Genomic DNA, 25,604 nt, shown 5'->3' on the forward strand with positions numbered 1-25,604 from the left:
ATTGCGCCAAAGGGGCGAGTCGGCTGCTTCGGGTTGTGAATAAAGCAGAGTGCGGGCGGGGTGGCACTCCATATCGCCGCACTATCGCCGGCGCAGCCAGCCCGCACCACCGGTCAGCGCGGCCGTGACGGTCATGATCGCGAGCAACCCAGCAGTGCCGGCGAACAGATTGGCGTAACCGAACCCGGCGATCACCGGCGTGCTGAGCAGCGGCGAGCAGAACTGGCCGATGAAGATCGAGGCGGTCAGGATGCCGCCGGCGAGCCCGCGCTTCTGCCCCGGTGCGAGGTTGAGAGCCAACGCGACGAAGCTCGGCGAGACCAGCGCATAACCCGCGCCGATCGCGGCGACCGCAGCGAAGATCGCAGGGGTGGTCGAAGCGAATAGCAGCATGAGGAAGCCCAGTGCCATCGCGCCATAACCGAGCGCGAAAATGCCGGCATAGCCGACAGCGCGCTGGATTCGGGGGTAGAGCAATGCGCAACCACCGCCCGACAGCATCAGCACGCCCAGCGCCGAGCCGGTCATGATCGCGCTGTCATAGCCCTGCGCGTCGAGAAAGAAGGACAGCTGCGTCGGCATGATGAAGAAGATCATGTTGGTCGTGCCCTGCAGCAGCACCAGCAAGGCGAGCGGTAGTAGCCAGCGGTGGTAATCGCCGCGATCGCCTGCCAGTTTCGCGCCGCTGGCCTGCGCGAGCCTCGGCGGGTCGACGATGACCAGCCACATCAGCGGCAGGAAGGCGGCGGCCAGCCCGTAGATCGCGAAGGGCAGCCGCGGCGAGATCGTCGCGACCCATCCGGCGGTGAGGATGAAGACGAGGCCGCCGAGATTGCGCGCCGAGATCTGCAGGCCGGTCAGGGCATTGCGGTCGTCGCCGGTGAAATAGTCGCCGATCAGCGCCGTCTGCGCCGTCATGATCAGGGCGACTGCCACCCCCAAGACGAGCCGGCTGGCGAAGATCGTCGGAAGATCGGGCAGGACGAGCCCGGCGCAGCCCGACAGCACGAACAGGATCACGCCGAACAAGAGCAGCCGGCGCCGTCCGATCCTGTCGGCGGCGATCCCGGCGAGCGGGGCAATGAGCGCGACGCTGAGCGAGGGCGCCGGTACCAGGAGCCGTGTCAGCAGCGCGGCGTTGGGGTCGCCGGCGAACAGCCGTTCCAGCCCGGGCAGGGCCGGAGCGATCGTCGCGTTCGCCATGGTGGTGAGTGATGCCGCCATCAGCAGAGCGATGGCGCGCCGATCCTGCCAAACCGGAATTTGCCTTGAAACGAGAACAGCTTCCATGATGGTCCTCTTGCCGAAATGAACTTTTCGGCAGAGCGTACGAATTCAAGTCGACTTGAGGTCAAGCATGACTTTTCTCGATATCGGCGAGGTCGCCGAACGCTCGGGCGTCGCGCCCTCGACCCTGCGCTATTACGAGGAGATCGGCCTGATCGCCTCGCTCTGGCGGCGGGGCCTCAGGCGGCAGTTCGACGCCGATGTGCTGCTGAAGCTGTCGCTGATCGCCATGGGCAAGGCGGCCGGCTTCTCGTTGGAGGAGATCGCCGGCATGTTCGGCCGCGACGGCAGGCCCGATATTCCGCGAGATCAGTTGCGCACCAGAGCGGATGAGCTGCAGCGGCAGATGATCGAATTGCGCACGCTGCGGGACATCCTGCGCCATGTCGCCGACTGTCCCGCACCCTCGCATCTGGAGTGCCCGACCTTCCGCAAGCTGATGCAGGCTGCCTCGCGCCGGAAGCTCGTCTACCGCCCCTCCGTCCGTCGTTCGGGCGCGCGCCGGGCAGCTCCTTAGCCGCGTCCATCTAGCGCTTGGACAGCCTCACTCTGCGTGATAGGGACCGCGCGGGGATCGGCCGCGATCGGCCGCCGCATTCTTAGGAGCCGGATATGACCGAAGCCGCGCGCGACAAGCACCTCTCCAACTCCTTCTTCGGCGCCGGCCTTGCCGATGTCGATCCCGAGATCGCCCGTGCCATCGAGCTCGAGCTCGGTCGCCAGCGCGACGAGATCGAGCTGATCGCCTCGGAGAACATCGTCTCGCAGGCGGTGCTCGAGGCTCAAGGCTCGGTGATGACCAACAAATACGCCGAGGGCTATCCGGGCCGGCGCTATTACGGCGGTTGCCAGTTCGTCGACATCGCCGAGAAGCTCGCGATCGAGCGCGCCTGCCGCCTGTTCGACTGCCAGTTCGCCAATGTCCAGCCGAATTCGGGCTCGCAGGCCAACCAGGCCGTGTTCATGGCGCTGATGCAGCCCGGCGACACCTTCATGGGCCTCGATCTTGCTGCCGGCGGCCACCTCACTCACGGCGCCCCGGTCAACCAGTCGGGCAAGTGGTTCAAGGTCGTGCCCTATGGCGTCTGCGTCGTCGACCAGATCATCGACTATGACGCGATGGAGCGCCTCGCCGTCGAGAACAAGCCGAAGATCATCGTCGCCGGTGGCTCGGCCTATGCCCGCCACTGGGACTTTGCCCGCTTCCGCGAGATCGCCGACAAGGTCGGCGCCTATTTCATGGTCGACATCGCCCATTTCGCCGGGCTGGTCGCTGGCGGCGCGCATCCCTCGCCGTTCCCGCACGCCCATGTCGTCACCACCACCACGCACAAGACGCTGCGCGGCCCGCGCGGCGGCATGGTGCTGACCAATGACGAGGCGATCGCGAAGAAGATCAACTCGGCGGTGTTCCCGGGCCTGCAGGGCGGTCCGCTGATGCACGTCATCGCCGCCAAGGCGGTCTCGTTCCACGAGGCGCTGCAGCCGGAGTTCAAGAGCTACGCCCATGCCGTCGTCGCCAACGCCAAGGCGCTGGCCGAGACCCTGAAGAGCAAGGGCTTCGACCTCGTCACCGGCGGCACCGACAACCATCTGATGCTGGTCGACCTGCGCTCGAAGAAGGTCACTGGCAAGGCCGCCGAGGCCGCGCTCGGGCGCGCCCACATCACCTGCAACAAGAACGGCATCCCCTTCGATCCGGAGAAGCCGATGGTCACCTCCGGCATCCGCCTGGGCACCCCGGCAGCGACCTCGCGCGGCTTCGGCGTCGCCGAGTTCAAGAAGGTCGGCGAATTGATCGCCGAGGTGCTCGACGGCCTCGCCGCCAATGGCGAGGAGGGCAACGCCGCCGTCGAGCAGGCGGTCAAGGCCAAGGCCCACGAGCTGACCGCGCGCTTCCCGATCTACTGAGCGGGAGGCGGCCGGGGCGCCCCTCAGGGAAACGTCCCGGTCAGCTTGATCATGAACAGGTTCTCCGGGCCGCCGGGCGCATCGCCCCGGTTGGTCCGGCTGAGTTCGGCGTTGAGATCCAGCCCCTTGGTGATTTTGTAGCCGGCCGAGGCGCTGCCACCGAACTGGCCGTCCTTGACCTGCGCCGCGACCGAGACGTTGAAACGGTCATCGGTCGCGCTCAGCTTGAGATTGAGGTCGACCGTCGGCTTGGCGACGTCCTTCTTGACGATGCCGCTGAGCTCGAACGAGCCATACTGGACCATGACCTCGCCTTCGACTTTCTCGATCGCAGCCGACTTGGTCACCACCTGAAGCGAAAGATCGAGCTTCAGCCGGTCCCATTTCAGCTTGCCGGTCAGCTTGGCGCCGACCAGCTCGGCGGTCGGGTCGAAGACGATGCCGCCGACGCCGAGCTTGAGCGCGCCGAGCTTGACGACCTCGAATTTCAGCTTCTCCAGCTGCTGCAGGCCGAGCGTCACCGCACCGTTGTTCGGCTTGGTGACGAAGAGGGCCGCACCTGCTCCGAGCGCGAGCGCCGCGCCGACGACATAGACGATGCCCTTGTGCTGGTCGACCCAGACGCCGAGTGCCGACGAGCTGGCCGCCTCCTTGAAGGCATCGAGCTGCTTTTCGAGCGATTTGTACGCCGACGACTTCTTGATCTGCTTGAAATACTCGTCCGCCGCCTTGGACAGGACGTCGTCGCCGATCGAGCGGAGCTTCTGGATGTCCTCGGACGAGAGCTGCGTCGTCTGGCTCTTGAGTTTCGCGTTCGCGAAGCTGAGCAGTCCCTTCTGGGCCGTCGAAAGCACGACCGGGCTCTTGAGGATCTCGGCGAGGCGTTCGGGAGACCTTTGGATCTCGCTGTCGAGAAGGTCGAAGGCCAGGACGACCAGGCCGCCGAAGGCGTCGCCGGTAGTGTCATTGGACATCTGCGAAACTCCGATTGGCAGGCGATGGGGATCGGCAGGCAGGCGCAGGCTGGTCGCAGAACGGTATCCTGCCATGGGCAAGGCAAATCGTCCGGCGTCATTTTCTGGCGAGGGCTGCGATCCGGTGCCGGAGCGTCATGCGATCTCGTGCTTGCTCCCTTGCCGCCGGCTGGTCGTTTTTCGCTGGCCTGCGACGGCATGGCTGGGGCAATGAAGGGCCGCGGGCGCTATCGTCCCTCAAGTCAACCTCGAGGCCCATTCATGCGTTGTCCCTATTGCGGCTCGCTCGATACCCAGGTGAAGGATTCGCGGCCGACCGACGACCACGCCTCGATCCGGCGCCGACGCGTCTGCCCCGATTGCGGCGGCCGCTTCACCACCTTCGAGCGCGTCCAGCTGCGCGAGCTCACCGTGGTCAAGCGCTCGGGCCGGCGCACCGTGTTCGACCGTGACAAGCTGCAGACCTCGATCGAGGTGGCGCTGCGCAAGCGCTCCGTGGCGCCCGAGCGGATCGAGCGCATGGTCAACGGCATCGTCCGCCAGCTCGAAAGCTCCGGCGAGGGCGAGATCCAGAGCTCGGCCATCGGTGAGCTGGTGATGGAGGGGCTGAAATCGCTCGACGACGTCGCCTATGTCCGCTTCGCTTCGGTCTACCGGAATTTCCGCGAAGCCCGCGATTTCGAGGAGCTTCTGGGCCAGCTCGGCGGCGATGAAGTCGAGCCCGCGACCAAGCCGGCGCCTGCCCGCGACGATGCCTGACCAGGACGCGATCGACCGCGCCTTCATGGCGCGGGCGCTGGAGCTCGGCGCGCGCGGGCTCGGCCGGACCTGGCCGAATCCCAGCGTCGGCGCCGTCGTCGTGCGCGATGGTTCGGACGGTCCGGTGATCGTCGGCGAGGGCCACACACAGCCGGGCGGCCGTCCGCATGGCGAGGCGATGGCCTTCGAGCAAGCTGGTGCGGCGGCGAGCGGCGGCACGCTCTATGTCACGCTGGAGCCCTGCTCGCACCGCACCGTCCGTGGTGGCACGCCGTGCGTCGAGCGCACCTTGCTTGCCGGCGTCCGGCGCGTCGTCTCGGCCATGTCCGACCCCAACCCGCAGATCGCCGGCCTCGGCCATGCCCTGCTGCGCATGGCGGGACTGGAGGTCGTGACCGGCGTGCTGGAAGACCAGGCGCAGCGCAGCCATCGCGGCCATGTCCTGCGGGTGACGGAGGGGCGGCCGATGGTGACCTTCAAGATCGCGCGCACGTCCGACGGTTTTGCCGGCGGGGCAGGGGGCGCAAGGCTCGCCATTTCATGCCCTGAGTCCGGCGAATGGGTGCACCGCCTGCGCGCGAGCCATGATGCGATCATGCTCGGCATCGGCAGCGTCCTTGCCGACGATCCCTTGCTGACCGTGCGCCTGCCCGGGCTTGAAGTCCGCTCGCCGATCCGCGTCGTGCTCGATTCATCGCTCCGCCTGCCGCTGACCGCCAAGCTGGTGCAGGGAGCGGCGACCGTGCCGCTCTGGGTGATCGCCGCCGAGGATGCGCCGGTCGCGGCCGAGGAGAAGCTCGTCGCTGCCGGCGTCGAGGTCATGCGTGTCTCCCGCGGCGCCGATGGTCATCTCGACTTACGCGAGGCGCTGCGTCTGCTGGCGACGCGCGGCATCACGCGTGTCTTCTCCGAAGGCGGCCCGACGATCGGCGAGCAATTGGCGCTGCAGGGCCTCGCCGACGAGGTCATCGTCTCGACCTCGCCGAAGCCGCTCGGAGCCGAGGGCATCGTCGCTGTTCGGCCAGGGCTTGCGGCTTTGCTCGCCGATCCCGAAATCTACGCCGTCATCGAAGCCGGAGAGGTCGGCTGCGACCGTTTCGAAGTTTTCACGAGGATCGCCTGATGTTCACCGGCATCGTCACCGCCATCGGCACCGTCACCCGCGCGCAGACCAAGGGCCCGAGCCTGAAGCAGTTCGATATTTCCTGTCCGTGGGAGGCTTCGGGCATCGAGCTCGGCGCCTCGATCGCCTGTGCCGGCGTCTGCCTGACCGTGACGGCTCTCAAGCCGCGCGAGGATGGCGAACCCGGCTGCCTCTTCCAGGTCGAGGCGGCCGCTGAGACCCTGGCGAAGACATCCGTCGGCGCGTGGACGTCTGGTACGAAGATCAACCTAGAGCGCTCGCTCAAGATGGGCGACGAGCTCGGCGGCCATCTCGTCACCGGCCATGTCGATGGCGTCGGCACCATCCTCAAGATCGATGAGATCGCCCCCGATCCGAGCGAGCCCTGGGGTGCGACGGCCCGCTTTCACATCCGCGCCCCGCAGGGGCTCGCCCGCTTCATCGCGGCCAAGGGCTCGATCTGCCTCGACGGGACATCGCTGACCGTCAACACGGTCGAGGACGACGTCTTCACCGTGCTGCTGATCCCGCACTCCTTCAGCGTCACAACCTGGGGTGAGCGCCGGAAGGGGGACGGCGTCCATGTCGAGGTCGATCTGATGGCGCGGTATGCCGCGCGGCTTGCGGAGGCGCGTCCGGGGGGCTAAAGCCGGCCCAACGCTCAGCCCTCATCCTGAGGAGCCGTTTCTGTCGAAACAGCTCCTCAGGATGAGGGCTTTGGTGCTTGGATATTCACGGGCACCATCTCTTGCATAAGGAAGACGCCATGGCCGGATCCCGGCAATCTTCGGCTGCCTCAGCCGCTCCGCTCGACGATGCCCGTGTGCTCGTGGTTGAGGCCCGCTTCTACGACGGCCTGGCCGACGAACTGCTCGCCGGCGCGACCGCCGTGCTCGAGAAGGCCGGCTGCCGCGTCGATGTCGTGACCGTTCCCGGTGCGCTCGAAATCCCCTCTGCCATCGTCATCGGCCTGCGCGCCGCCGACGAGGCGGTCGACCCTTATGAGGCCGTCGTCGCGCTCGGCACCGTCATCCGCGGCGAGACCGGCCATTACGACATCGTCGCCGGCGAGAGCTCGCGCGCGCTGATGGACCTTTCGGTCGCCTTCGCCCTGCCGCTCGGCAACGGCATCCTCACCGTCGAGAACGAGGCGCAGGCTTGGGCCCGCGCCAACCGCAGCGAGATGGACAAGGGCGGCGGCGCGGCGGAAGCTGCGCTCGCGGTGCTGCGTTACAAGCGCTCGCTGGCGGAGGAGTCGAAATGAGCCGATCCGAGATGCGCCGCGGCGCCCGGCTGTCGGCGGTGCAGGCGCTCTACGAGATGGAGGTCGGTGGACGCGGCGTGGTCGAGGCCATGGCCGAGTTCGAGGCTTTCTGGATCGGCAAGGAAGTCGAGGACATCGAGCTCCCCAAGGCCGAGATCGCTTTCTTCCGCGATCTGCTTGGTGGCGTCGTCCGTGAGCAGCGTCTGGTCGACCGTTCCGTCGACGATCTCCTCGCCTCCGGCTGGCCGCTGAAGCGCGTCGAGGCGGTGGTACGCGCCATTCTGCGCGCCGGCGCTTATGAGCTCGCCTTCCGCAAGGACGTGCCGGGCCGTGCCGTGATCTCGGAATATGTCGCGGTCGCCCGCTCCTTCTACGAAGGCGACGAGGTCGGCATGGTCAACGCGGTGCTCGACAGGATGGCCCGCGACGTCCGCGCCGAGGAATTCGACGCTCCGGCGGCGTGAGCGGCGCCGTGGCCGGACCCCAGTCTCCCGGCGAATTCGAGCTGATCGCCCGCTATTTCGCGCCGATCGCCGGCCACGCGGGACTAGGCCTGATCGACGATGCGGCCCTGCTGCGCCCGGCGCGCGGCTACGAGCTCGTCGTCACCGCCGATGCGCTCGTCGCCGGCGTGCACTTCTTCGCCGACGATCCGCCGGCCTCCATCGGGCGCAAGGCACTCGGCGTCAATCTCTCCGATTTGGCGGCCAAGGGCGCGAAACCCGACGGCTTCGTGCTGACGCTCGCTCTGCCCAAGGGCTGGACGGAAGGATGGCTCGCCAGCTTCGCACAGGGGCTCGGCGCCATGGCGGGCGAGGGCGATTGTCCGCTGATCGGTGGCGACACGGTCTCGACCACCGGCCCGCTGACCCTCTCGATTACTGCCTTCGGCAGCGTTCCCGCCGGCCGCATGGTGCTGCGCTCCGGCGCCAGGCCGGGTGACATCGTCGCCGTCACCGGCACGATCGGCGATGGCGCGCTCGGCCTGAAGGCGCATGGGCCGGATCGGCCCACCTGGGTGGCCAAGCTTTCCGAAATCGATCGCGCCTTCCTCGCCGACCGCTATCTGCACCCGCAGCCACGGACCGCGCTCGCCGCTGCCCTGCAGGCCCATGCATCGGCCGCGATGGACATCTCCGACGGTCTTGTCGGCGATCTCGCCAAGCTGCTGGCAGCCTCGAAAGTCGGCGCCGAGATCGATCTCGACGCCGTGCCGCTCTCGCCCGCGGCCCGCTCTGCCGTCATGGCCGATCCCGCACTGGCGGAACTGGCCTGGACCGGCGGTGACGACTACGAAATTCTCTGTGCGATCCCGGAAGGAGAATTTCCTTCTATGGTTGCTGCCGCCGAGGCGGCGGGGCTCAGCCTCGCGCGCATCGGGCGCGTCTCCACCGAGGCGGGGAGCGTGCGCTATACCGAAGCGGGCCGACCGCGAAGCTTCGTACGCGGCTCCTTCGCTCATTTTTAGAAGGCGGCCGCGCGGCCGCGAAGGGCGGCGGCTGCGATGAACCAGCATGTTCCGGTGATGGACGGCGATACGCTCGCCAGGCGCAATGCGCTGGTGCTCGCCGGTGCCCAGGCGCTCGGCGGTGCGAGCCCGGCGATCGTGATCTCGCTCGGCGGCATCGTCGGCTCGCAGCTGGTCGCGAACCAGGCCTTCGCCACCGTCCCGGTCAGCCTGATGCAGCTAGGTCTGGCCACTGGCGTCATTCCGGCAGCGTTCCTGATGCGCCGGCTCGGCCGCCGCAACGGCTATGTCATCGGCGCGCTGATTGGTGCTGTCGGCGCCAGTATCGCCGCGGCCGGTGCGGCCGAGCGGTTGTTCTGGCTGTTCTGCCTCGGCACCTTTCTGTGCGGGCTCTACAGCTCCTACGTCCAGAGCTATCGCTTCGCCGCCGCCGATACGGCGAGCGAGGGTTTCCGGCCGCGCGCCATCTCCTGGGTGATGATCGGCGGCCTGATCGCCGGAGTGGTCGGCCCGCAATCGGTCTATTGGACACGCGACCTGACGCCGGCCGCGCCCTTTGCCGCGAGCTTCCTGGCCCAGGGCGTGCTCGCTCTCCTAGCCATCGGCGTCGTGCTGGCGCTGCGCGCGCCGCCGGTGAAGGAGGCGAAGTCCGGTGGTGGCCGGCCGCTTCCCGAGATCATGCGTCAGCCCAAGTTCATCGCCTCGGTGATCGCGGCGCTCGTCGCCTACGGGCTGATGAGCTTCGTCATGACCGCCGCGCCGATCGCTATGGTCGCCTGCGGCCATAGCGTCGGCGACGCGGCGCTCGGCATCCAGTGGCATGTGCTCGCCATGTATGGGCCGAGCTTCCTCACCGGCCGCCTGATCGCGCGGTTCGGCAAGGAGAAGGTCACGGCCGCCGGCCTCTTGCTGACCGCGGTCGCGGCGATCGTCGGGCTCTCCGGCCTCAGCGTCGCGCACTTCTGGATCGCGCTCATCCTGCTCGGGATCGGCTGGAATTTCGGCTTCATCGGCGCGACCGCGCTGGTGACCGACTGCTACCGCCCCGAGGAGCGGGTCAAGGTCCAGGCCGCCAATGATTTCCTCGTCTTCGGCTCGGTCGCGATCGCCTCCTTCTCCTCCGGAGGCTTGCTCAGCGCCGGCGGCTGGACCAGCGTTAACTGGCTGGTCTTCCCGCCGGTCGCGATCGCGCTGGCGCTGGTCGCCTGGCAAGGCTTGCAGAGGCGCGTGGCGTCGTGATCCTTGCTGGGTAGGCCGAGCCGGCCAGCAGGAGATCTCGCATGCGTCCCCACCAGCTTCCCCAGTTCGCCGGTCGCCCCGTCGCGGGCGCGATCGGTCACAACCGCGGCGTCGTGCAGAGAAACTACGCCTTCATGCCGCCGGAGGGCGTGCTGGTCAGCCGGCTACCGCATTTCGAGAAGACGATTGCGCGCATTCTCGCTGCCCCGGTGCTGGGGGCTCAGTTCGCGCAGTATGTGCTCGAGATCGAGCCCGGCGGCGGCACGCTCGCACCGTTCGCCGAGGACGGCGTCCAGCACTTCTATTACGCCCTGTCCGGCGAAGCGGCGTTCGCCATTGACGGTGCGGTCGGCAGTTCCTTCGGTCCCGGCAGCTTTGCCTATGTTCCGGGTGGCACGCGGTTTTCGCTGCGCAATGACAGTGACGCCCGGGTCCGCGTGCTTGGCCTGCGTAAGCGCTACGAGCCGGCGCCCGGCCTTGCCGTGCCCGAGCCGATCCTGTCGCATCGCGATGCGGTGCCGCTGACCAATCATACCGGCATGGAAGGGCGCGGCTTCCAGTTCCTGCTGCCCTATGGCGACATGCGCTTCGATTTCGAGATGAACCTGATGTGGTTCAAGCCAGGCGCCTTTTTCCCGGATGTCGAGACCCATGTGATGGAGCACGGGCTCTACATGCTGGAAGGGCAGGGGCTCTACTTCCTCGGGCAGGACTGGCACGAGATCTGGGCCGAGGACTTCATCTGGATGGGCGGCTACTGCCCTCAGCAGTTCTATCCGACCGGTTTCGGCGATGCCTGCTACCTGCTCTACAAGAACGTCAATCGGGACGTGGCACTTTAGAGTGACCCTCAAAAGGTCACGGCCGATCGGCAAGTCGGCGCGCCATGACCTGACATTCTCCCGGAATTGTCAGCCGACCCGTTTGCGATTCTGGCGGAAACTGGGCAACAATCCGATCCGACACTGGTGATCGGCGCTGTGGCCTGATTCTTCGTGAGGCCGACAGAGCCGTTTCCTGCGTTCAAAGAACCGGAAAACCGGCTCCGTCGGGGTGTCCTACCCCGGATGACGAAATCTCAGGGATAGGAAATTCGATGTCGGCCTTGCTCATCATCATTGTCTTGAGTGCGTTATCGATCGTCTACGGCTTATGGGCCTATGGCGACGTGATGAAACGCGATGCCGGCAACCAGCGCATGCAGGAGATTTCCGGTGCGGTGGCAGAGGGCGCGCAGGCTTATCTCAAGCGCCAATACGTCACCATCGCCATGGTCGGTGTCGTGCTCTTCGTCGGGCTGACCTATCTGCTCGGCGCCTATGTCGGCATCGGCTTCCTGATCGGCGCCGTGCTCTCCGGCGTCGCCGGCTTCATCGGCATGAACGTCTCGGTCCGCGCCAATGTCCGCACTGCGCAAGCCGCGATGCAGTCGCTCGGCGATGGCCTCGACGTCGCCTTCAAGGCGGGCGCGGTCACCGGCATGCTGGTCGCCGGCCTCGCTCTGCTCGGCGTCGCCGGCTATTACGGCTTCCTGACCTCGATGAAGAGCTTTGAGCCTTCCAGCCGCACCGTCATCGACTCGCTGGTCGCCCTCGGCTTCGGCGCTTCGCTGATCTCGATCTTCGCCCGTCTCGGCGGCGGCATCTTCACCAAGGGCGCCGATGTCGGCGCCGACCTCGTCGGCAAGGTCGAGGCCGGCATTCCCGAGGATGACCCGCGCAACCCGGCCACCATCGCCGACAATGTCGGCGACAATGTCGGTGACTGCGCCGGCATGGCGGCCGACCTGTTCGAGACCTATGCGGTGACGCTGGTCGCGACCATGGTGCTCGCCGCGATCTTCTTCGCCGGGCAGGCCAGCTTGAGCACGATGATGCTCTACCCGATGGCGATCGGCGCGGCCTGCGTCGTCACCTCGATCATCGGCACCTTCTTCGTCAAGCTCGGCGCCAACCAGTCGATCATGGGCGCGCTCTACAAGGGCTTCATCGCCGCCGGCGTGCTCTCGGTCGGCGCGATCGCCGCGGTCAACTACCTGATGTTCGGCGGCTTCGCCGCCTCGTTCACCACGATCCAGGGCGTGACCTTCACCTCGGGCGCCCTGTTCGGCTGCGCGCTCGTCGGCCTCGCGGTGACGCTGCTCATCGTCGTCATCACCGAATACTACACCGGCACCGGCAAGCGCCCGGTCGTCTCGATCGCCCAAGCCTCGGTCACCGGCCATGGCACCAACGTCATCCAGGGCCTCGCGGTCTCGCTGGAATCGACGGCGATGCCGACCATCGTGATCATTGCCGGCATCATCGTCTCCTACGGTCTCGCCGGCCTGTTCGGCATCGCTATCGCCACCACCGCCATGTTGGCGCTGGCCGGCGTGGTCGTGGCGCTCGACGCCTTCGGCCCGGTCACCGACAATGCCGGCGGCATCGCCGAGATGGCCGGGCTGCCCAAGGAGGTCCGCCACTCCACCGACGCGCTCGACGCCGTCGGCAACACCACCAAGGCGATCACCAAGGGCTACGCGATCGGCTCGGCCGGTCTCGGCGCGCTGGTGCTCTTCGCCGCCTACACCTCGGACCTCAATTTCTTCGTCGCCGAGGCCAACAAGGCGGGCTCGACGACCTTCCAGTACTTCAAGGGCGTCGTCGTCGATTTCTCGCTGTCGAACCCCTATGTCGTCGTCGGCCTGCTGCTCGGCGGCCTCATCCCCTTCCTCTTCGCCGGCATGGGCATGACTGCGGTCGGCCGCGCCGCCGGCTCGGTGGTCGAGGAAGTCCGCCGCCAGTTCAAGGAGAAGCCCGGCATCATGGAAGGCACGGACCGGCCCGATTATGGCCGCGCCGTCGATATGCTGACCAAGGCGGCGATCAAGGAGATGATCGTTCCCTCGTTGCTGCCGGTCCTGGCGCCGTTCGCCACCTTCTTCGTCATCAACGCCATTGCCGGCAAGAACCAGGCCTTTGCCGCAGTCGGCGCCATGCTGATGGGCGTGATCGTCACGGGCATCTTCGTCGCGATCTCGATGACCTCGGGCGGCGGCGCCTGGGACAACGCCAAGAAGAGCTTCGAGGACGGCTTCGTCGACAAGGACGGCGTGCGCCATCTCAAGGGTTCCGAGGCGCACAAGGCTTCGGTCACCGGCGACACCGTCGGCGACCCCTACAAGGACACGGCGGGCCCCGCCGTGAATCCCGCGATCAAGATCACCAACATCATTGCGCTGCTGCTGCTCGCCATCCTGGCGCATAGCTGAGCGGCAGATCGCCTGACCAACGCCTGGCCCCGCGGAGCGATCCGCGGGGTTTTTCGTTGTGGTGCAATGGACTGCGCCCGGCAGTGGAATCAGATTGCCAGCTGGTTGAATCGCTCTGCGAGCCTACGGTCGGGGCCGTAGCGTTCCGGCACGACGGAGCAGCCTTCGCCTGTCATGGTCCGGCCACTCCAGGAGGACCCGATGACCACCCCAACCGCTTCAGCCGCCGCACGATCCGGCCACCTGACCGATCTGGCCTCTCTGCTCTTGCTGGCGACGCTCTGGGGCGGCTCCTACAGCTTCATCAAGCTCGGTGTGGAGACGATTCCGCCGCTGACGCTGATCGCGCTGCGTACGCTGATCGCCGGCGCGATCCTGCTCGTCGTCATCCGTTGGCGCGGCCTTGCCCTGCCGCGCGATCCCGTCATCTGGCGGCGCTTCCTGATCCAGGCCTGCCTCAACAGCGCCGTGCCGTTCACCCTGATCGCCTGGGCCGAGACCAGCGTCGATGCCGGCCTCGCGGCGATCCTCAATGCCGGCTCGCCGATCTTCGCCTTCCTGCTCAGCCTGCTGTTCTTCCGTACCGAGGCTGCTGCGGGCAGGAAGCTGTTCGGCGTCGCGGCCGGCATGCTCGGCGTCTGCCTGATCATCGGCATGGAGGCGCTGTCGGGCTTCGGCCGCGAGCTCTGGGCCCAGCTCGCCCTCGTCGCGGCGGCGGCCTGCTATGGCGGCGCGGCGCTGTTCGGACGCAATTTCAAGGGGCTCGACCCGATCATGCCGGCCGCAGGCTCTTTGATCTGCGGCACCGTGATCCTGATCCCATTCAGCCTCATCATCGACCGGCCCTGGACGATCACGCCCTCGACCACATCGACCCAGGCGCTGCTGGCGCTGTCGGTGTTCTCGACGGCGCTGGCCTTCATCCTCTATTTCCGGCTGATCGACCGGCTCGGTACGGTCGGGACGACCTCGGTCGCCTATCTGCGTGTGCCTACCGGGGTCGCCCTGGGCGTCATCTTCCTCGGCGAGCGCCTGAGCGCGACGGCCTGGATCGGGCTCGCCATGGTCATTGTCGGGGTGTTCGCGATGACGCTGCCGGAACGGAAGCCGAAGGGCGGCTAGGGCACTGGCTCGGCGAACTTAGGCCACTGCCAGGATGACATGGGCCTGGATCTTCGCGGCCACCTCGCCGCTGCCATGCCGGTCGGCGAGCACGGAGGTCGCGTAGTCGGTCGCAGCAGCGAGTCCCCCCGGCTCCCTGGCCTCGATCTCGGTGCGCAGGACCGTTCCCTGACAATAGGCGACGGCCGGAAGGCGCGGCGAGGGGGCGCGGCTCATCTCGGCTCTCGTCTCGATCGCGACATCGGTAAAGCCTGCGCTCGCCAGGTCGCTGCGGATCAGTATCTTGTCGTGATAGCCGTGCGGCGTGCGTGCCAGGAAGCGTGGCGGGTCGTTGGGGAACAGCTTTGCCAGCGCGTTCGTCACGTCGTCGGCGAAGACGTTGTCCTCGATGCGGTCCCAGACGCTGAAGAGAAAATGCCCGCCGGGCTTGAGAACCCGCCTGGCCTCGCGATGGGCCGCCGGACGATCCGGGAAGAACATCGCGCCGAACTGGCAGCAGACGAGATCGAAGGCCGCATCGTCGAACGGCAATGCCATCGCATCTGCCTGGCGCCAGCTGATGCGGCCATCCGGCGGCTGCTGCGAAGCCGCATAGTCGAGCATGGGTTGGTTGAGGTCGGTAACGACATAGCGCGCGCCGGAAGGCAGCTTCGGCGCCAGGGCGCGGGTGACCGCTCCTGTGCCCGCAGCGATCTCCAGAACGGCCATTGGCGACAGGGCGGCGACGCGCCTTGCAAGATCCGCGGCGTATTGCGCGAAGATCAGCGGCACCATGTAGCGGTCGTAATTTTCCGGGATCGAGCCGGAGAACAGCTTGTCGGAGTCCAACATCGTGACCCCCTGCCAACAGCATGAGGGACAACATAGCGGAGGCGGCGGGCCGACGATAGCGGCCGCCGCATCGCCCGGGGCGCTCGAGTCGGCGGCTCGAATCGTCCACCGCATCGATGAACGCGGCGGCCTTGTGCCAAGAAAAAGCCCCGCGGCGATACCGCAGGGCTCTTGCATCGCGTGCGTGGCGAGACGCCGCTCAGGCGCCGAACGGCGTGAACTTGGTGACGCCCTTGAACAGGTTGCGCAGGAAGCTCTGCTCTTCACCGCCCGTCGAGGTGGTGCGGCTGATGAAGTCGAAGATCACGCCGTCCTGCAGGCCGTAATTGGCGATGCGCTCGACCTTGAAGCCCTTGTTGAAATAGACCACCAGCACCTTCTGGTCGATGACGGCGAAGTCCTGGAACTGGAAGCGGCGGCGCACTGTCTGGCTGATATAGTAGAAGGTGCGGTTGCCGACGGTCGAGGTGGTCGATGGCGTGCCGAGCGTGGTCAGCACAGTCTGCACGTCCATGCCGACCTTCACCTTGGCGATCAGTTCGTCGTCCATGACGAAGCCGCGGGTGAACTCCTCGTTGAGGCCGGCGGAGGTCGGGGTACGAAAGCCGAGGCTGGTGGCAGTGCCGCAGCCGGCCAGCGGCAGCGCGGCGGCCAGCGAGCCGATCAGGACGGTACGGCGGGTCGGAGCGGTCATGCTTGGCGGATCCGGGGGAAGGCGCGCGGAGCTACCGCGCTTGTCAGGGTGGGTGCGCTTGGCGTAACGCCCGAGCATGGCTTTGGCAAGGCAAGTCACTTTTTAGCTAAGGTCTTCGGGAAAGGCGGGGTAGGGGCTGTGATCTTCGGCCTGTTCGGCAGGAAGCGGGCGCGCATGGCGCCGGTCAACACGTTGCTGGAGCGCATCGTCGGCGCCTCGCGTGAGCCGGCCCTGTATGTGCAAGGCCGCGTGCCCGATGATTTCGAGGGGCGGTTCGAGGCGCTGACGCTGTATCTCTTCCTGGTGCTGCGGCGGCTGCGCGACTTGCCGGCCCCGGCGGCCGATGTGGCGCAGGACCTGATCGACGCTAGCTTCGCCTATCTCGAGCTCGGTTTCCGCCAGGGCGGCATCAGCGACGTCGCCGTGCCGAAGCGGATGAAGAAGATCGGCCGCAGTTTCTATGGCCGTCTCGGCGGCTACGAGGAGGCGCTCGCCGCCGGGGAGCCTGGAGCCTTCGAAGTTGCGCTCGCCCGCAACATCGCCCCGCAGATCGATGCAGCGGCGCTCGCCCGCCATGCCAGGGCGGGGGCCGCCGTCTTGGCCACGCGCTCGCTCGACGATATCCTTGCAGCCGATCCGTTGTTCCCGCCTTTCTCAGGCAGTATCGAAGCATGACCGTTTCACCTCAGCACAAATTGCCCCTTCACCACCCGATTCGCGTCGAGAGCATCACCTTGCGGCCGGTTCCGGTCGAGGTTGCGCCGGAGCAGGGCGATCTTGCCGCGACCGCGACCTATCTCGGCGTCGTCTCGGTCGAGGCGCTGAAGGCGAGCTACTCGCTCTCGCGCAATGGCGAACGGCTCAAGCTCGAGGGCATGATCAAGGCGAGGCTGCACCAGAACTGCGTCGTCACGCTCGAACCCTTCCCGGTCGAGCTCAAAGTGCCGGTCAAGCTCGATTTCGCGCCGGAGGCCGAGATCGCCGCCATGGCGAAGCCATCTGAGGACGACGAAATCGACATCGAGGTGCTGCTCAACGAAGAGGAGCCGCCGGAGCCGATCGTCGACGGCACGATCGATCTGGGTGTGGTCACGCTCGAATTCCTGGCGCTGTCGCTCGATCCCTATCCGCGCAAGCCTGGCGTGGCGTTCAGCGAGCCGGCTCCCGAGACGCCGGCCGAATCGCCTTTCGCTGCCCTGTTGCAGCTGAAGCGCGAGCAATGACCGGCGGAAACCTCCGCGCTTTCCCTTGCGGCGAGCGGCCAACCCGCTATTGTCCGCCGCCGCCCGGCCGCCCCCGGCAGGGGGCGCAGGCCCTGGAATCGATCACCACCGCATGACACGCCCGGTTACAATCGCGCTTGACGCCATGGGCGGGGACCACGGTCCGTCCGTGGTCATCCCGGGCGCTGCCCTCACGCTCGAACGTCGCCCGGACGCGAAATTCGTGATCTTCGGCAACGAGGCCGAGGTCATGCCGCTGCTCGATGCGCATCCGCAGCTCAAGGCCGTCACCACCTTCCATCACACCGAAGTCTCGGTGAAGATGGACGACAAGCCGAGCCAGGCCTTGCGCTATGGCCGCTACAAGTCGTCGATGTGGCGCGCCATCGACGCCACCAAGATCGGCGAGGCCGACGTCACCATCTCGGCCGGCAATACCGGCGCGCTGATGGCGATGTCGAAATTCTGCCTGAAGTCGATGCCGCAGGTCGATCGCCCGGCGATCGCCTGCCTGTGGCCGACGGTTCGCGGCGAGAGCGTCGTGCTCGATGTCGGCGCGACCATCGGCGCCGATGCCCAGCATCTGGTCGATCTTGCCGTGATGGGCGCGGCCATGGCGCGCGTGGTCCTCGACATCGACCGGCCGAGCGTCGGCCTGCTCAATGTCGGCGTCGAGGAGATCAAGGGCGTCGAGGCGGTGAAGGAAGCTGGCCGCATCCTGCGCGAGAGCAACCTGCCGCATCTGGCTTATCACGGCTTCGTCGAAGGCGACGATCTCGGCAAGGGCACGGTCGACGTCGTCGTGACCGAGGGTTTCACCGGCAACATCGCCCTGAAGACAGCCGAAGGCACCGCCAAGCAGATCGGCGAATACCTGCGCGCCGCAATGGGGCGTTCATTGATGTCGAAAATCGGCTATCTTTTCGCCCGAGGCGCCTTTGCGGCGCTGAAGGACAAGATGGACCCGCGCAAGGTCAATGGCGGCGTCTTTCTTGGCCTGGAAGGCATCGTGATCAAGAGCCATGGCGGCACGGATGCCGTCGGGTTCGCCAGCGCGACCGAACTCGGCTACGAGATGGCGCGCGAGAATCTGATGGCGAAGGTGCGCGAGATGGTCGCTGCGACGGCGCGGCCCAGCGCGGCACCGGCAAGCCCGCAAGTCGCCGCCGGCGAGTAGGGAAGAAACGTCCTTGTCCAGAATGCGATCCGTCCTGCGCGGCTGCGGCTCCTATCTGCCGGCGCGCATCATGACCAACGCCGAATTGGCGGCGAAGGTCGACACCAGTGACGAGTGGATCGTCCAGCGCACCGGCATCCATGCTCGCCACATCGCGGCTGACGACGAGCCCACCAGCACGCTCGGCCTGAAGGCTGCGCAGGCCGCGCTTGCCGACGCCGGCATCCCGGCGAGCGAGGTCGACCTCATCATCGTCGCGACTGCGACGCCCGACCACACCTTCCCGGCGACCGCGACCCAGATCCAGGCCGCGCTCGGCATCACGCAAGGCGCCGCCTTCGACCTGCAGGCCGTCTGCTCCGGCTTCGTCTTCGCGCTCGCCACCGCCGACAAGTTCCTGACCAGCGGTGCGGCCAAAACCGCGATCGTCATTGGCGCCGAGACCTTCTCGCGCATTCTCGACTGGGAAGACCGTGCCACCTGCGTGCTGTTCGGCGACGGTGCCGGCGCCGTCGTGCTGCGGGCGGAGGAGGGCGCCGGCACGCTCGCCGATCGCGGCGTGCTGACGACCCATGTCCGCTCCGACGGCCGCTATATGAACAAGCTCTATGTCGATGGCGGGCCCGGCTCGACCAAGACCGTGGGCTTCCTGCGCATGGAAGGCCGCGAGGTCTTCAAGCACGCCGTGGTCAACCTCGCCGACACGGTGCGCCACACTTTCGAGGAGACGGGGCTCACCGGCGCCGACATCGACTGGTTCGTGCCGCACCAGGCCAACCGTCGCATCATCGACGCCACCGCCCACAAGCTCGGCATCAGCGAGGACCGGGTCGTCGTCACCGTCGGGCAGCACGGCAACACGTCGGCGGCCTCGATTCCGCTCGCTTTGGCGCAGGCCCATATGGACGGGCGCATCAAGCCCGGCCAGCTCGTCCTGATCGAAGCGATGGGTGGCGGCTTCACCTGGGGGTCGGCGCTGATCCGCTGGTAGCGGCCCAGTTTGGCCGCCCAGGCTAAGCACTTTGGATTTATGACATTTTCTTAGCGGTCGTCAGCGCGGATTTCCGCGTTTTTCAACCTGTGCGGGTGTGTCGAGGATTGACCGTAGTCGCCTCGCCGCCTAGCGTCCGCCTCCGGTGGGGCGATGGTTGATTAGGGACGCCGCTGTTTGAAGAAACGCCTTGGAGGAGCTGATGGCGGGGCAAACGATTACGCGGGCTGATCTGTGCGAGGCCGTCTATCAGAAGATCGGTCTGTCGCGGACGGAGTCGTCCAAGTTGGTCGAGGCGGTGCTGGACGAGATCTGCGACGCGGTGGCACGTGGGGAAAACGTCAAATTGTCCTCGTTCGGCTCGTTCGTTGTGCGCGACAAAGGCGAGCGAATCGGGCGTAATCCGAAAACCGGCGTCGAAGTCCCGATCGAGCCGCGTCGCGTGATGGTGTTCAAGCCGTCCAATGTGATGAAGGCGCGGATCAACGGATTGAACGGCGTGGGTGAGGAAGAGTGACTCTGGAGTTCCACGGCAGCGGATTCGAGGCCGAATTGGATAACAAGAGCCCAGACGCATTCAGAACGATCAGCGAGGTCGCCGAAGACCTCGACATTCCCCAGCACGTCCTGCGTTTCTGGGAAACGCGCTTCTCCCAGATCAAGCCGCTGAAGCGTGGCGGCGGCCGGCGCTATTACCGGCCCGACGATGTCGCCCTGCTCAAGGGTATCCGTCGCCTGCTCTACGGCGAGGGCTACACGATCAAGGGCCTGCAGCGCATCCTGAAGGAGCAGGGGCCGCGTTACGTCCAGGCGATCGGCCGCGGCGGCGAGATCGTCGGTGGCACCGCGCCTGCCCAGTCGCCTGCGCCCGTCCACATGGCACCGCCGCGGGGCGAAGCGATGCCGGCGGCCCAGCCGGTGCAGCATCATCAGCCTGCCCCTGCCATGGAGCCGGGTTTCGCGGCGAAGGCGCTTCTGTCCTCCTTGCCGCGCGCGGCCCAGCCGATGGTCGACGCCGACGACCTCGCTTTCCTGAAGGCGACACTCTCCGAGCTGATCGAATGCCGTCGTCTGCTGCACGGTGCCTTGGCCGGCGCGACCGTTGGCGAGGACGGTTGAGCGCGCCTGCGCTTGAATCGTCGCATTCGGCTCGCTAGATCAGCGGGCGAGGACGACCTCCGCGACGCTTTGAGCGCGCGTTTCCCAATAGGCGTGGACGACCCCGCCCTTCCCAGAGGAGGGCCGCCATGGCCTGGACTTATCTCTTCTTCGCCGGCCTGTTTGAAATCGGCTGGGCCATCGGGCTGAAATACACGCACGGCTTCACCCGCCTCGTCCCGACCGTGCTGACGGTCGCCAGCATGGCAGTGAGCCTCGGCCTGCTTGGTCTGGCGCTGAAGAGCCTGCCGCTCGGCACGGCCTATGCGATCTGGACCGGCATCGGCACGATCGGCACCGCGATCCTCGGCATCATCCTGTTCGGCGAACCGGCGACGGCGCTGCGCCTCGTCTGCGTCGGCCTGATCGTCGCCGGCATCGTCGGCCTCAAGCTCGTCTCCTGAGAGCAGACTCCCAGCCGGCGGCGTCTCAGCGCCGGATAATTTCAGATGGAATCGCAAAGCGATGCCATCTGAAATCTGAATCCGTCTCTCATCAAAGAGTTAGAGCAGGATCTATGCGAAAAACCGGTTCCCACTTTTCGCATCCCGCTCTAGCGCCGCCGGAAGGCCTCGGGCCAGAGGCCGTTGCGCTCGAGCAGGACGACCGCGACGATGACGGCGAGCGTGACGACGACCGTCACCAGCTTGGCGTCCCAGGGCACGCCGCGGCCGATCAGCCAGATCAGCGCGAGGCCCGCGATCAGGGGGATGAGAAGCTCCATGGCGTTATCCTAGCGCCTGATCTGCTCTGCCTTCAACGCTGGCGCCTGCCTCGGATTGCAGGCCTGCACCGCCTTCCATCAAGGGGCGCAGCTTAGCCAACTCGGCTGCCATGAAATCAAGGAAAAGACGGACCCGCGGCGAGTGGCGCAAATCGGGGTGGGTCAGCAGCCAGAGATCGGCGGCATAACCCGTCTGCGGCGGCGCGAGCCGCACGAGAGCTGGGCGCTTGTCGGCGATGAAGCAGGGCAGGAAGCCGATGCCGATGCCGGCCTCGACCGCTTCGGCGAGACCGAGCACGGTGTTGAGCTTGTAGACGGTCTGGTCGGCCGGAATGTGCTTCTGCCGGTACAGTACCACCTTGAAGTTGCTGAACTGATCGCCAAGCGAAATCCAGCGCTGCTGGGTGAGTTCGGCAGGCGCCCCTTCCGGGAAGTCGATTGCACGTCCATAGAGCGCCCAGCCGATCTGGGCGACCCGGCGGCCGATTAGGTTTTCGGGAGGATTGTCGGTGGCGCGGATCGCGACATCGGCGTCGCGTTTGCTCAGGTTGAGCGCTTGGTTGCCGAGCAGCACGTCGAGCTTGATGTCCGGGCACTGCCGCATGAAGGCGGCGAAAAGCGGCGTCAGCAATTCGACCAGAAGCGAGTCGTTGGTGGTGACGCGCAACTCGCCCGCCGGCAGGATCTCGCGGCCGGCGAGGCGCCGGGTGAAGCCGGCGATGTCGGTCTCCAGCCGCTCGGCGAGGACAGCCATCTCCTCGCCGGCCGGCGTCGGCACATAGCCGGAGCGATGCCGCTCGAACAGGCGCGTGCCCAGGCTTTCCTCGATCTGGCCGAGGCGGCGGAAGACGGTCGAATGGTTGAGCCCGATCAACTCGGCGGCGGCAGGCAGGCTGCGCGCTTCGGCGATGGCCTTGATCAGCCGGAAATCGTCCCAGGCGACAGAGGAGGTGGGGGTCGGCAAGCGGGCGGCTCCGGGCGAGTCAGCTACCCCTGATACATGGTACGGGCGACAGGTTGCAGCAACCTGTCGCCCGTTCTGTCGCGATGGTCGCCGAGGCTCAGGCCAGAGCGGGCTTGGCTGAGACCGGGAGCCCGGCCGAGCGCAGCGCCAGCGCGCCGTCGCCGATCAGGGCGTGGGCGAACGCGGTCAGAGCGAGGAAGGCGGGATATTCCCAGCCGCCGTTCGGTGCGTTGAAGACCCAGCCATTGGGGGCGTGGATGGAAAGCGCGCCGAGCAGGATCGGCAGCAGCAGGATCGAGACATAGCGGCCATAGAAGCCGGTCAGGATGACGAGGCCGCCGAGCACTTCCGCCAGAATGATCGGCCAGGCGAGGAAGCCGGGCAGGCCGACCTGGCCGAGGAAACCGGCGAAGCCGGGAACGGTGAAGACGGCGAACTTCAGATAGGCGTGGGCGATGAACATGACGCCGAGCGCGACGCGCAATACGAGGGCGCCATAGGGGGCAAAACGAGTGTCGATCATGGTCTTTCTCCGAAGGACCGGTTGGGTCTGCGGCAGAGAATGTCGATTTCGATATCGCAATTCAAATTGGCATTTCAAGATAATGACATTGCTTGTGTGCAATGAATGGAGTCTGGCAATTTGGCGAGGCGCGATCATCTTGGCGTCAACGAGGGCCGCTTCTCGCAGCCCGGAGGACGACATCATGCAGATCAACGGCATCCACCACGTCACCGCCATCGCCGGCCCGGCGCGCCGCAATCTCGACTTCTACAGCCGCGTCCTCGGCCTGCGCCTCGTCAAGAAGACGGTGAACTTCGACGACCCGACCACCTGGCATCTCTATTTCGGCGATGCCGATGGCAATCCGGGCACGATCCTGACCTTCTTCCCCTGGGAGCATGTCGCGCCCGGCCGGCTCGGCGTCGGCGAGACGGAAGTGACCGCCTTCCGCATCCCCGCGGCGGCGGTCGGCTACTGGACGCATCGGCTCATCGCCAACGGCGTCGCCCATGATGTCCCGCAGAAGCGCTTCGGTGAGACCGTGCTGAGCTTCCGCGATCCCGACGGCATGCGGCTTGCGCTGGTCGCAGTGCCTGGCAGCGAGGATGAGCTGGCCTTCGACAATGGCGAGGTGCCGGCTGAATCCGCGATCCGCGGCTTCCACGGCGTCACGCTGCTGCTCGACAAGACGGAGACGACCGCCGCGATCCTGCGCGACGTGTTCGGCTTCGTCGAGGCCGGTCGCGAGGGCAACACCGTCCGCATGCGGGCTGAAGGCGCCGCTCATGGCGGCGTCGTCGACTTGCGTGCCGCCGGCGGCTTCCTGCCGGCAAGGATGGGCGCGGGCTCGGTACATCACATCGCCTTCCGCGCCGGCGACGACGCGGAGCAGGCCCGCATGGTGAAGACGCTGGTCGAGACCTTCGGCCTGCGCCCCACCGAGCAGAGGGACCGGTTCTATTTCCGCTCCGTCTACTTCCGCGAGCCCGGCGGGGTGCTGTTCGAGATCGCCACCGACGCGCCCGGCTTCGCCATCGACGAGTCGGCCGACGAGCTTGGCGGCGCGCTCAAGCTGCCGGCGCAGTACGAGACGCGTCGCGCCGAGATCGAGGCCGTCCTGCCGGCCCTGGTCTGATCCATGAATGCGCTCCGCCTTCGGGCGGGGCGCCCCTCACCGAACACCATCATGAAAGGAGGCCGCGCCATGACACTTCCTCTATCGACCAACGCGCCAGAGCCCTTCATCCATCGCTTCGAGCCGGCGAGTGCACCCGGCCAGGCGCCGCTCCTGCTGCTGCACGGCACCGGCGGCGACGAGAACGACCTTTTGCCGCTCGGGCGCACCGTCGCGCCAGGTGCGGCGCTGCTCTCGCCGCGCGGGCGGACGCTGGAAGCCGGCATGCCGCGCTTCTTCCGCCGTCTGGCCGAGGGCGTCTTCGACGAGGATGATCTGCGTCGGCGTACCCACGAGCTCGCTGATTTCGTCGAGCAGGCGCGGGCGGAGTACGGGCTGCCGGCGCCGATCGCGCTCGGCTTCTCGAACGGCGCCAACATCGCCGCCGCGATGCTGCTGCTGCGGCCGGAGGTGTTGTCTGGAGCGGTGCTGCTGCGGGCGATGTCGCCCTTCGCCAAGCCGCCTGCGGTGACGCTGGCGGCCAAGCCGGTGCTGATCGTCTCCGGCAGCTTCGATCCGATCATTCCGGAGGAGAATGCGGCGCGGCTGTCGGAGACGCTCTCCGGGGCAGGGGCTTTTGTCGAGCATCGCAGCCTGCCGACCGGCCATGGCCTGTCACAGGCGGATCTGGGACTGGTGCGGGATTGGTTCGCGCGGCGTCAGGCGCTCGCAGCCTGAATGAGCCTCAGGCTTCAGGCCTGATGTGCTTCGAGAGATAGCACGTCAGGCCGAGCCCGCCGAGCATCACCGAGATCATATAGGGGCCGAACAGGCAGGCGACGAACACGGCCGCGATGAAGCCGAGCATCAGGCTGTTGCGCCAGTCCAGGGTCATGACGGGGCCTCCACGAATCGGTGCCTATATCATGAAGATAACGTTCACCCTGTGAACCGCATTTGAACAGAATACGTTAACAAAATCTTGCCGTTACAGGCCCTGGTTCATGCGGCTGGCAGCCGTATTCGTCATTGTCTTGCCTCGCCGCTCAGCCGCAGTCCGTCAGGAAGCGGCGTGCGACATGGCCCTCGCTAAAGCCCTCATAGCCCTTCGCCAGCCTGGTATCGCCGGGCCAATGCCTGACCTTGCTCCAGCCACCGCGGCCGCCTTCGACGATCTGGACCTCGTCGCCGGCCCTCATGCGCAGGATCAGCCGGCTTTTCGCGTCCGGCGCGGCGCGCAGGGCGACGAAGCCGTCGGCCGTCTCCGGGACGAGGCAGAACAGCGAGGCGCTGGCGTCGCCGGCATGGAGCAGAAGGCCGGACAGGGCGAGCAGGGCCGGGCGGATCATCGCGTTTCCCCTGGTTTGAGACGCCTCAGCATGCCGCAAGACACCGGGCAAGATACCGAGACTATCGCGGCGCGGTGGCACCTGTGCCGCTCTCGCGCGTTGTCTCTGCGACGCCGCGTTGCGGCACGGAGGCGAAAGCGATGATGTTCCAGTTGTTCGAGGCGATCGCTGACAGGGTTCGCGACCAAGCTGCCGACTATGCCAGCGCGCAGGCGCGGATCGTCGCGCGGACCGTGATGCAGGCCGCAAGTCCATTGGGATTTGCGTTGGTCGGCGTTGCGGCATCGCCCCTGCCGGTGGCAGTTGGCGAGCCCAAGGCGCGTCCACTGCAGTCCCGAAGCGAGCAGCGCGTCCGGCGCAGCCCACAGGCCAAGGCTGGGCGCTCTCCGCGCCGGCGGCCTGTTCTGAACGTGGCTTGACGCTGGCGCGATCCGCTCGGAAAGTCCCGAGCATGTTTGGCCGGCTGACGAGTGG

At 66.7% G+C, this 25,604-nt stretch carries 31 protein-coding genes; 22 read left to right on the forward strand and 9 right to left on the reverse strand.

Annotation, left to right across the window (positions count from 1 at the left end; all coding sequences use genetic code 11):
• Positions 1-81: 81 nt before the first annotated feature.
• Positions 82-1,290, reverse strand: coding sequence for an MFS transporter (locus GV161_RS21335; RefSeq protein ID WP_152014187.1), 1,209 nt, complete (start codon positions 1,288-1,290; stop codon positions 82-84).
• Between the two features lie 67 nt (positions 1,291-1,357).
• Between GV161_RS21335 and GV161_RS21340 the strand changes: the two genes are divergently transcribed.
• Positions 1,358-1,804, forward strand: a complete 447-nt coding sequence (locus tag GV161_RS21340; RefSeq protein WP_152014188.1) for a helix-turn-helix domain-containing protein — start codon at positions 1,358-1,360, stop codon at positions 1,802-1,804.
• Positions 1,805-1,899: 95 nt separating this feature from the next.
• Positions 1,900-3,198 carry a serine hydroxymethyltransferase gene (glyA, locus tag GV161_RS21345; RefSeq protein WP_152014189.1) on the forward strand — a complete coding sequence of 433 codons (1,299 nt, stop codon included), beginning with the start codon at positions 1,900-1,902 and terminating at the stop codon, positions 3,196-3,198.
• Positions 3,199-3,221: 23 nt separating this feature from the next.
• Here the strand turns inward: glyA and GV161_RS21350 are convergent, their stop codons facing one another.
• Positions 3,222-4,172, reverse strand: a complete 951-nt coding sequence (locus tag GV161_RS21350) for a hypothetical protein (protein WP_152014190.1) — start codon at positions 4,170-4,172, stop codon at positions 3,222-3,224.
• A gap of 261 nt (positions 4,173-4,433) precedes the next feature.
• Here GV161_RS21350 and nrdR point away from each other — a divergent pair, with 261 nt between their 5' ends.
• From nrdR to GV161_RS21400, 10 genes are all read left to right on the forward strand, one after another.
• Positions 4,434-4,931 (forward strand): transcriptional regulator NrdR, encoded by a 498-nt coding sequence (nrdR, locus tag GV161_RS21355; protein ID WP_152014191.1) that lies wholly within the window; start codon positions 4,434-4,436, stop codon positions 4,929-4,931.
• Positions 4,924-6,054: a bifunctional diaminohydroxyphosphoribosylaminopyrimidine deaminase/5-amino-6-(5-phosphoribosylamino)uracil reductase RibD gene (gene ribD, locus GV161_RS21360; RefSeq protein WP_193219532.1), complete on the forward strand. Its 1,131-nt coding sequence runs from the start codon at positions 4,924-4,926 to the stop codon at positions 6,052-6,054. Before nrdR ends, ribD begins: the two co-directional genes overlap by 8 nt.
• A complete protein-coding gene (locus tag GV161_RS21365) occupies positions 6,054-6,701 on the forward strand; it encodes a riboflavin synthase (protein WP_152014193.1) in 648 nt (215 codons plus the stop codon). Before ribD ends, GV161_RS21365 begins: the two co-directional genes overlap by 1 nt.
• Before the next feature lie 119 nt (positions 6,702-6,820).
• Entirely contained in the window at positions 6,821-7,318 is a 498-nt protein-coding gene (gene ribH, locus GV161_RS21370) for a 6,7-dimethyl-8-ribityllumazine synthase (protein ID WP_152014194.1), read from the forward strand.
• Positions 7,315-7,782, forward strand: a complete 468-nt coding sequence (gene nusB, locus GV161_RS21375) for a transcription antitermination factor NusB (protein WP_091830088.1) — start codon at positions 7,315-7,317, stop codon at positions 7,780-7,782. The genes ribH and nusB overlap by 4 nt, the downstream gene beginning before the upstream one ends.
• A gap of 8 nt (positions 7,783-7,790) precedes the next feature.
• Complete coding sequence (thiL, locus tag GV161_RS21380) at positions 7,791-8,786, forward strand: thiamine-phosphate kinase (RefSeq protein ID WP_152014195.1); 996 nt, start codon at positions 7,791-7,793, stop codon at positions 8,784-8,786.
• A gap of 36 nt (positions 8,787-8,822) precedes the next feature.
• The gene (locus GV161_RS21385) at positions 8,823-10,025 is read left to right on the forward strand and encodes an MFS transporter (protein ID WP_244624042.1); all 1,203 of its coding nucleotides are present in this window, start codon (positions 8,823-8,825) and stop codon (positions 10,023-10,025) included.
• A gap of 41 nt (positions 10,026-10,066) precedes the next feature.
• Complete coding sequence (allE, locus tag GV161_RS21390) at positions 10,067-10,867, forward strand: (S)-ureidoglycine aminohydrolase (protein WP_152014196.1); 801 nt, start codon at positions 10,067-10,069, stop codon at positions 10,865-10,867.
• A 254-nt stretch (positions 10,868-11,121) separates the two neighbouring features.
• On the forward strand, positions 11,122-13,278 hold the full coding sequence (locus GV161_RS21395) for a sodium-translocating pyrophosphatase (RefSeq protein ID WP_152014197.1): 2,157 nt from the start codon (positions 11,122-11,124) through the stop codon (positions 13,276-13,278).
• Between the two features lie 201 nt (positions 13,279-13,479).
• Positions 13,480-14,400 (forward strand): EamA family transporter, encoded by a 921-nt coding sequence (locus tag GV161_RS21400; RefSeq protein ID WP_152014198.1) that lies wholly within the window; start codon positions 13,480-13,482, stop codon positions 14,398-14,400.
• Between the two features lie 18 nt (positions 14,401-14,418).
• Here the strand turns inward: GV161_RS21400 and GV161_RS21405 are convergent, their stop codons facing one another.
• Together GV161_RS21405 and GV161_RS21410 are read right to left on the reverse strand one after the other, a co-directional pair.
• Positions 14,419-15,231 (reverse strand): class I SAM-dependent methyltransferase, encoded by an 813-nt coding sequence (locus GV161_RS21405; RefSeq protein ID WP_152014199.1) that lies wholly within the window; start codon positions 15,229-15,231, stop codon positions 14,419-14,421.
• Between the two features lie 199 nt (positions 15,232-15,430).
• The gene (locus GV161_RS21410) at positions 15,431-15,925 is read right to left on the reverse strand and encodes an outer membrane protein assembly factor BamE (RefSeq protein WP_152014200.1); all 495 of its coding nucleotides are present in this window, start codon (positions 15,923-15,925) and stop codon (positions 15,431-15,433) included.
• Between the two features lie 174 nt (positions 15,926-16,099).
• On the opposite strand from GV161_RS21410, the gene GV161_RS21415 reads away from it, so the two are divergent.
• The 7 genes from GV161_RS21415 to sugE all read left to right on the forward strand — a co-directional run bounded on the left by GV161_RS21415 (position 16,100) and on the right by sugE (position 20,878).
• The gene (locus tag GV161_RS21415; RefSeq protein ID WP_152014201.1) at positions 16,100-16,600 is read left to right on the forward strand and encodes a ubiquinol-cytochrome C chaperone family protein; all 501 of its coding nucleotides are present in this window, start codon (positions 16,100-16,102) and stop codon (positions 16,598-16,600) included.
• A complete protein-coding gene (locus tag GV161_RS21420) occupies positions 16,597-17,148 on the forward strand; it encodes a DUF177 domain-containing protein (RefSeq protein ID WP_152014202.1) in 552 nt (183 codons plus the stop codon). The genes GV161_RS21415 and GV161_RS21420 overlap by 4 nt, the downstream gene beginning before the upstream one ends.
• Before the next feature lie 112 nt (positions 17,149-17,260).
• Entirely contained in the window at positions 17,261-18,325 is a 1,065-nt protein-coding gene (gene plsX / locus GV161_RS21425) for a phosphate acyltransferase PlsX (RefSeq protein WP_152014203.1), read from the forward strand.
• A 13-nt stretch (positions 18,326-18,338) separates the two neighbouring features.
• Positions 18,339-19,316 (forward strand): beta-ketoacyl-ACP synthase III, encoded by a 978-nt coding sequence (locus GV161_RS21430; protein ID WP_152014204.1) that lies wholly within the window; start codon positions 18,339-18,341, stop codon positions 19,314-19,316.
• Between the two features lie 202 nt (positions 19,317-19,518).
• Entirely contained in the window at positions 19,519-19,833 is a 315-nt protein-coding gene (locus GV161_RS21435; protein WP_057192231.1) for an integration host factor subunit alpha, read from the forward strand.
• A 35-nt stretch (positions 19,834-19,868) separates the two neighbouring features.
• Complete coding sequence (locus tag GV161_RS21440; protein ID WP_152014205.1) at positions 19,869-20,435, forward strand: MerR family transcriptional regulator; 567 nt, start codon at positions 19,869-19,871, stop codon at positions 20,433-20,435.
• Positions 20,436-20,563: 128 nt separating this feature from the next.
• Positions 20,564-20,878, forward strand: a complete 315-nt coding sequence (gene sugE, locus GV161_RS21445) for a quaternary ammonium compound efflux SMR transporter SugE (RefSeq protein ID WP_152014206.1) — start codon at positions 20,564-20,566, stop codon at positions 20,876-20,878.
• A gap of 149 nt (positions 20,879-21,027) precedes the next feature.
• Here sugE and GV161_RS21450 read toward each other — a convergent pair whose 3' ends face one another.
• From GV161_RS21450 to GV161_RS21460, 3 genes are all read right to left on the reverse strand, one after another.
• A complete protein-coding gene (locus GV161_RS21450; RefSeq protein WP_159650341.1) occupies positions 21,028-21,198 on the reverse strand; it encodes a hypothetical protein in 171 nt (56 codons plus the stop codon).
• A gap of 4 nt (positions 21,199-21,202) precedes the next feature.
• On the reverse strand, positions 21,203-22,162 hold the full coding sequence (locus GV161_RS21455) for a LysR family transcriptional regulator (protein WP_152014207.1): 960 nt from the start codon (positions 22,160-22,162) through the stop codon (positions 21,203-21,205).
• A gap of 97 nt (positions 22,163-22,259) precedes the next feature.
• Positions 22,260-22,685 (reverse strand): DoxX family protein, encoded by a 426-nt coding sequence (locus GV161_RS21460; protein WP_152014208.1) that lies wholly within the window; start codon positions 22,683-22,685, stop codon positions 22,260-22,262.
• A 184-nt stretch (positions 22,686-22,869) separates the two neighbouring features.
• On the opposite strand from GV161_RS21460, the gene GV161_RS21465 reads away from it, so the two are divergent.
• Positions 22,870-23,802, forward strand: coding sequence for a ring-cleaving dioxygenase (locus tag GV161_RS21465; protein WP_152014209.1), 933 nt, complete (start codon positions 22,870-22,872; stop codon positions 23,800-23,802).
• Positions 23,803-23,871: 69 nt separating this feature from the next.
• Entirely contained in the window at positions 23,872-24,519 is a 648-nt protein-coding gene (locus tag GV161_RS21470) for an alpha/beta hydrolase (RefSeq protein ID WP_152014210.1), read from the forward strand.
• Positions 24,520-24,526: 7 nt separating this feature from the next.
• On the opposite strand, the gene GV161_RS21475 is transcribed toward GV161_RS21470, so the two are convergent.
• Together GV161_RS21475 and GV161_RS21480 are read right to left on the reverse strand one after the other, a co-directional pair.
• On the reverse strand, positions 24,527-24,676 hold the full coding sequence (locus tag GV161_RS21475; protein WP_159650342.1) for a hypothetical protein: 150 nt from the start codon (positions 24,674-24,676) through the stop codon (positions 24,527-24,529).
• 151 nt (positions 24,677-24,827) lie between these two features.
• Entirely contained in the window at positions 24,828-25,130 is a 303-nt protein-coding gene (locus tag GV161_RS21480) for an SH3 domain-containing protein (protein WP_159650343.1), read from the reverse strand.
• Between the two features lie 140 nt (positions 25,131-25,270).
• Here GV161_RS21480 and GV161_RS21485 point away from each other — a divergent pair, with 140 nt between their 5' ends.
• Complete coding sequence (locus GV161_RS21485) at positions 25,271-25,549, forward strand: hypothetical protein (RefSeq protein WP_159653974.1); 279 nt, start codon at positions 25,271-25,273, stop codon at positions 25,547-25,549.
• The last annotated feature ends 55 nt before the right edge of the window (positions 25,550-25,604 follow it).

Origin of the sequence: Bosea sp. 29B, from assembly GCF_902506165.1 — a bacterium.
GTDB lineage: Bacteria > Pseudomonadota > Alphaproteobacteria > Rhizobiales > Beijerinckiaceae > Allobosea.

What these genes read in the sequence shown, in the direction of transcription:
- GV161_RS21335 (WP_152014187.1), bottom strand. Translation starts at nt 1,290, where the DNA reads ATGGAAGCTGTTCTCGTTTCAAGGCAAATTCCGGTTTGGCAGGATCGG.
- GV161_RS21340 (WP_152014188.1), top strand. Translation starts at nt 1,358, where the DNA reads ATGACTTTTCTCGATATCGGCGAGGTCGCCGAACGCTCGGGCGTCGCG.
- glyA (WP_152014189.1), top strand. Translation starts at nt 1,900, where the DNA reads ATGACCGAAGCCGCGCGCGACAAGCACCTCTCCAACTCCTTCTTCGGC.
- GV161_RS21350 (WP_152014190.1), bottom strand. Translation starts at nt 4,172, where the DNA reads ATGTCCAATGACACTACCGGCGACGCCTTCGGCGGCCTGGTCGTCCTG.
- nrdR (WP_152014191.1), top strand. Translation starts at nt 4,434, where the DNA reads ATGCGTTGTCCCTATTGCGGCTCGCTCGATACCCAGGTGAAGGATTCG.
- ribD (WP_193219532.1), top strand. Translation starts at nt 4,924, where the DNA reads ATGCCTGACCAGGACGCGATCGACCGCGCCTTCATGGCGCGGGCGCTG.
- GV161_RS21365 (WP_152014193.1), top strand. Translation starts at nt 6,054, where the DNA reads ATGTTCACCGGCATCGTCACCGCCATCGGCACCGTCACCCGCGCGCAG.
- ribH (WP_152014194.1), top strand. Translation starts at nt 6,821, where the DNA reads ATGGCCGGATCCCGGCAATCTTCGGCTGCCTCAGCCGCTCCGCTCGAC.
- nusB (WP_091830088.1), top strand. Translation starts at nt 7,315, where the DNA reads ATGAGCCGATCCGAGATGCGCCGCGGCGCCCGGCTGTCGGCGGTGCAG.
- GV161_RS21385 (WP_244624042.1), top strand. Translation starts at nt 8,823, where the DNA reads ATGAACCAGCATGTTCCGGTGATGGACGGCGATACGCTCGCCAGGCGC.
- allE (WP_152014196.1), top strand. Translation starts at nt 10,067, where the DNA reads ATGCGTCCCCACCAGCTTCCCCAGTTCGCCGGTCGCCCCGTCGCGGGC.
- GV161_RS21395 (WP_152014197.1), top strand. Translation starts at nt 11,122, where the DNA reads ATGTCGGCCTTGCTCATCATCATTGTCTTGAGTGCGTTATCGATCGTC.
- GV161_RS21400 (WP_152014198.1), top strand. Translation starts at nt 13,480, where the DNA reads ATGACCACCCCAACCGCTTCAGCCGCCGCACGATCCGGCCACCTGACC.
- GV161_RS21405 (WP_152014199.1), bottom strand. Translation starts at nt 15,231, where the DNA reads ATGTTGGACTCCGACAAGCTGTTCTCCGGCTCGATCCCGGAAAATTAC.
- GV161_RS21410 (WP_152014200.1), bottom strand. Translation starts at nt 15,925, where the DNA reads ATGACCGCTCCGACCCGCCGTACCGTCCTGATCGGCTCGCTGGCCGCC.
- GV161_RS21415 (WP_152014201.1), top strand. Translation starts at nt 16,100, where the DNA reads ATGGCGCCGGTCAACACGTTGCTGGAGCGCATCGTCGGCGCCTCGCGT.
- GV161_RS21420 (WP_152014202.1), top strand. Translation starts at nt 16,597, where the DNA reads ATGACCGTTTCACCTCAGCACAAATTGCCCCTTCACCACCCGATTCGC.
- plsX (WP_152014203.1), top strand. Translation starts at nt 17,261, where the DNA reads ATGACACGCCCGGTTACAATCGCGCTTGACGCCATGGGCGGGGACCAC.
- GV161_RS21435 (WP_057192231.1), top strand. Translation starts at nt 19,519, where the DNA reads ATGGCGGGGCAAACGATTACGCGGGCTGATCTGTGCGAGGCCGTCTAT.
- sugE (WP_152014206.1), top strand. Translation starts at nt 20,564, where the DNA reads ATGGCCTGGACTTATCTCTTCTTCGCCGGCCTGTTTGAAATCGGCTGG.
- GV161_RS21450 (WP_159650341.1), bottom strand. Translation starts at nt 21,198, where the DNA reads ATGGAGCTTCTCATCCCCCTGATCGCGGGCCTCGCGCTGATCTGGCTG.
- GV161_RS21460 (WP_152014208.1), bottom strand. Translation starts at nt 22,685, where the DNA reads ATGATCGACACTCGTTTTGCCCCCTATGGCGCCCTCGTATTGCGCGTC.
- GV161_RS21465 (WP_152014209.1), top strand. Translation starts at nt 22,870, where the DNA reads ATGCAGATCAACGGCATCCACCACGTCACCGCCATCGCCGGCCCGGCG.
- GV161_RS21470 (WP_152014210.1), top strand. Translation starts at nt 23,872, where the DNA reads ATGACACTTCCTCTATCGACCAACGCGCCAGAGCCCTTCATCCATCGC.
- GV161_RS21475 (WP_159650342.1), bottom strand. Translation starts at nt 24,676, where the DNA reads ATGACCCTGGACTGGCGCAACAGCCTGATGCTCGGCTTCATCGCGGCC.
- GV161_RS21480 (WP_159650343.1), bottom strand. Translation starts at nt 25,130, where the DNA reads ATGATCCGCCCGGCCCTGCTCGCCCTGTCCGGCCTTCTGCTCCATGCC.
- GV161_RS21485 (WP_159653974.1), top strand. Translation starts at nt 25,271, where the DNA reads ATGATGTTCCAGTTGTTCGAGGCGATCGCTGACAGGGTTCGCGACCAA.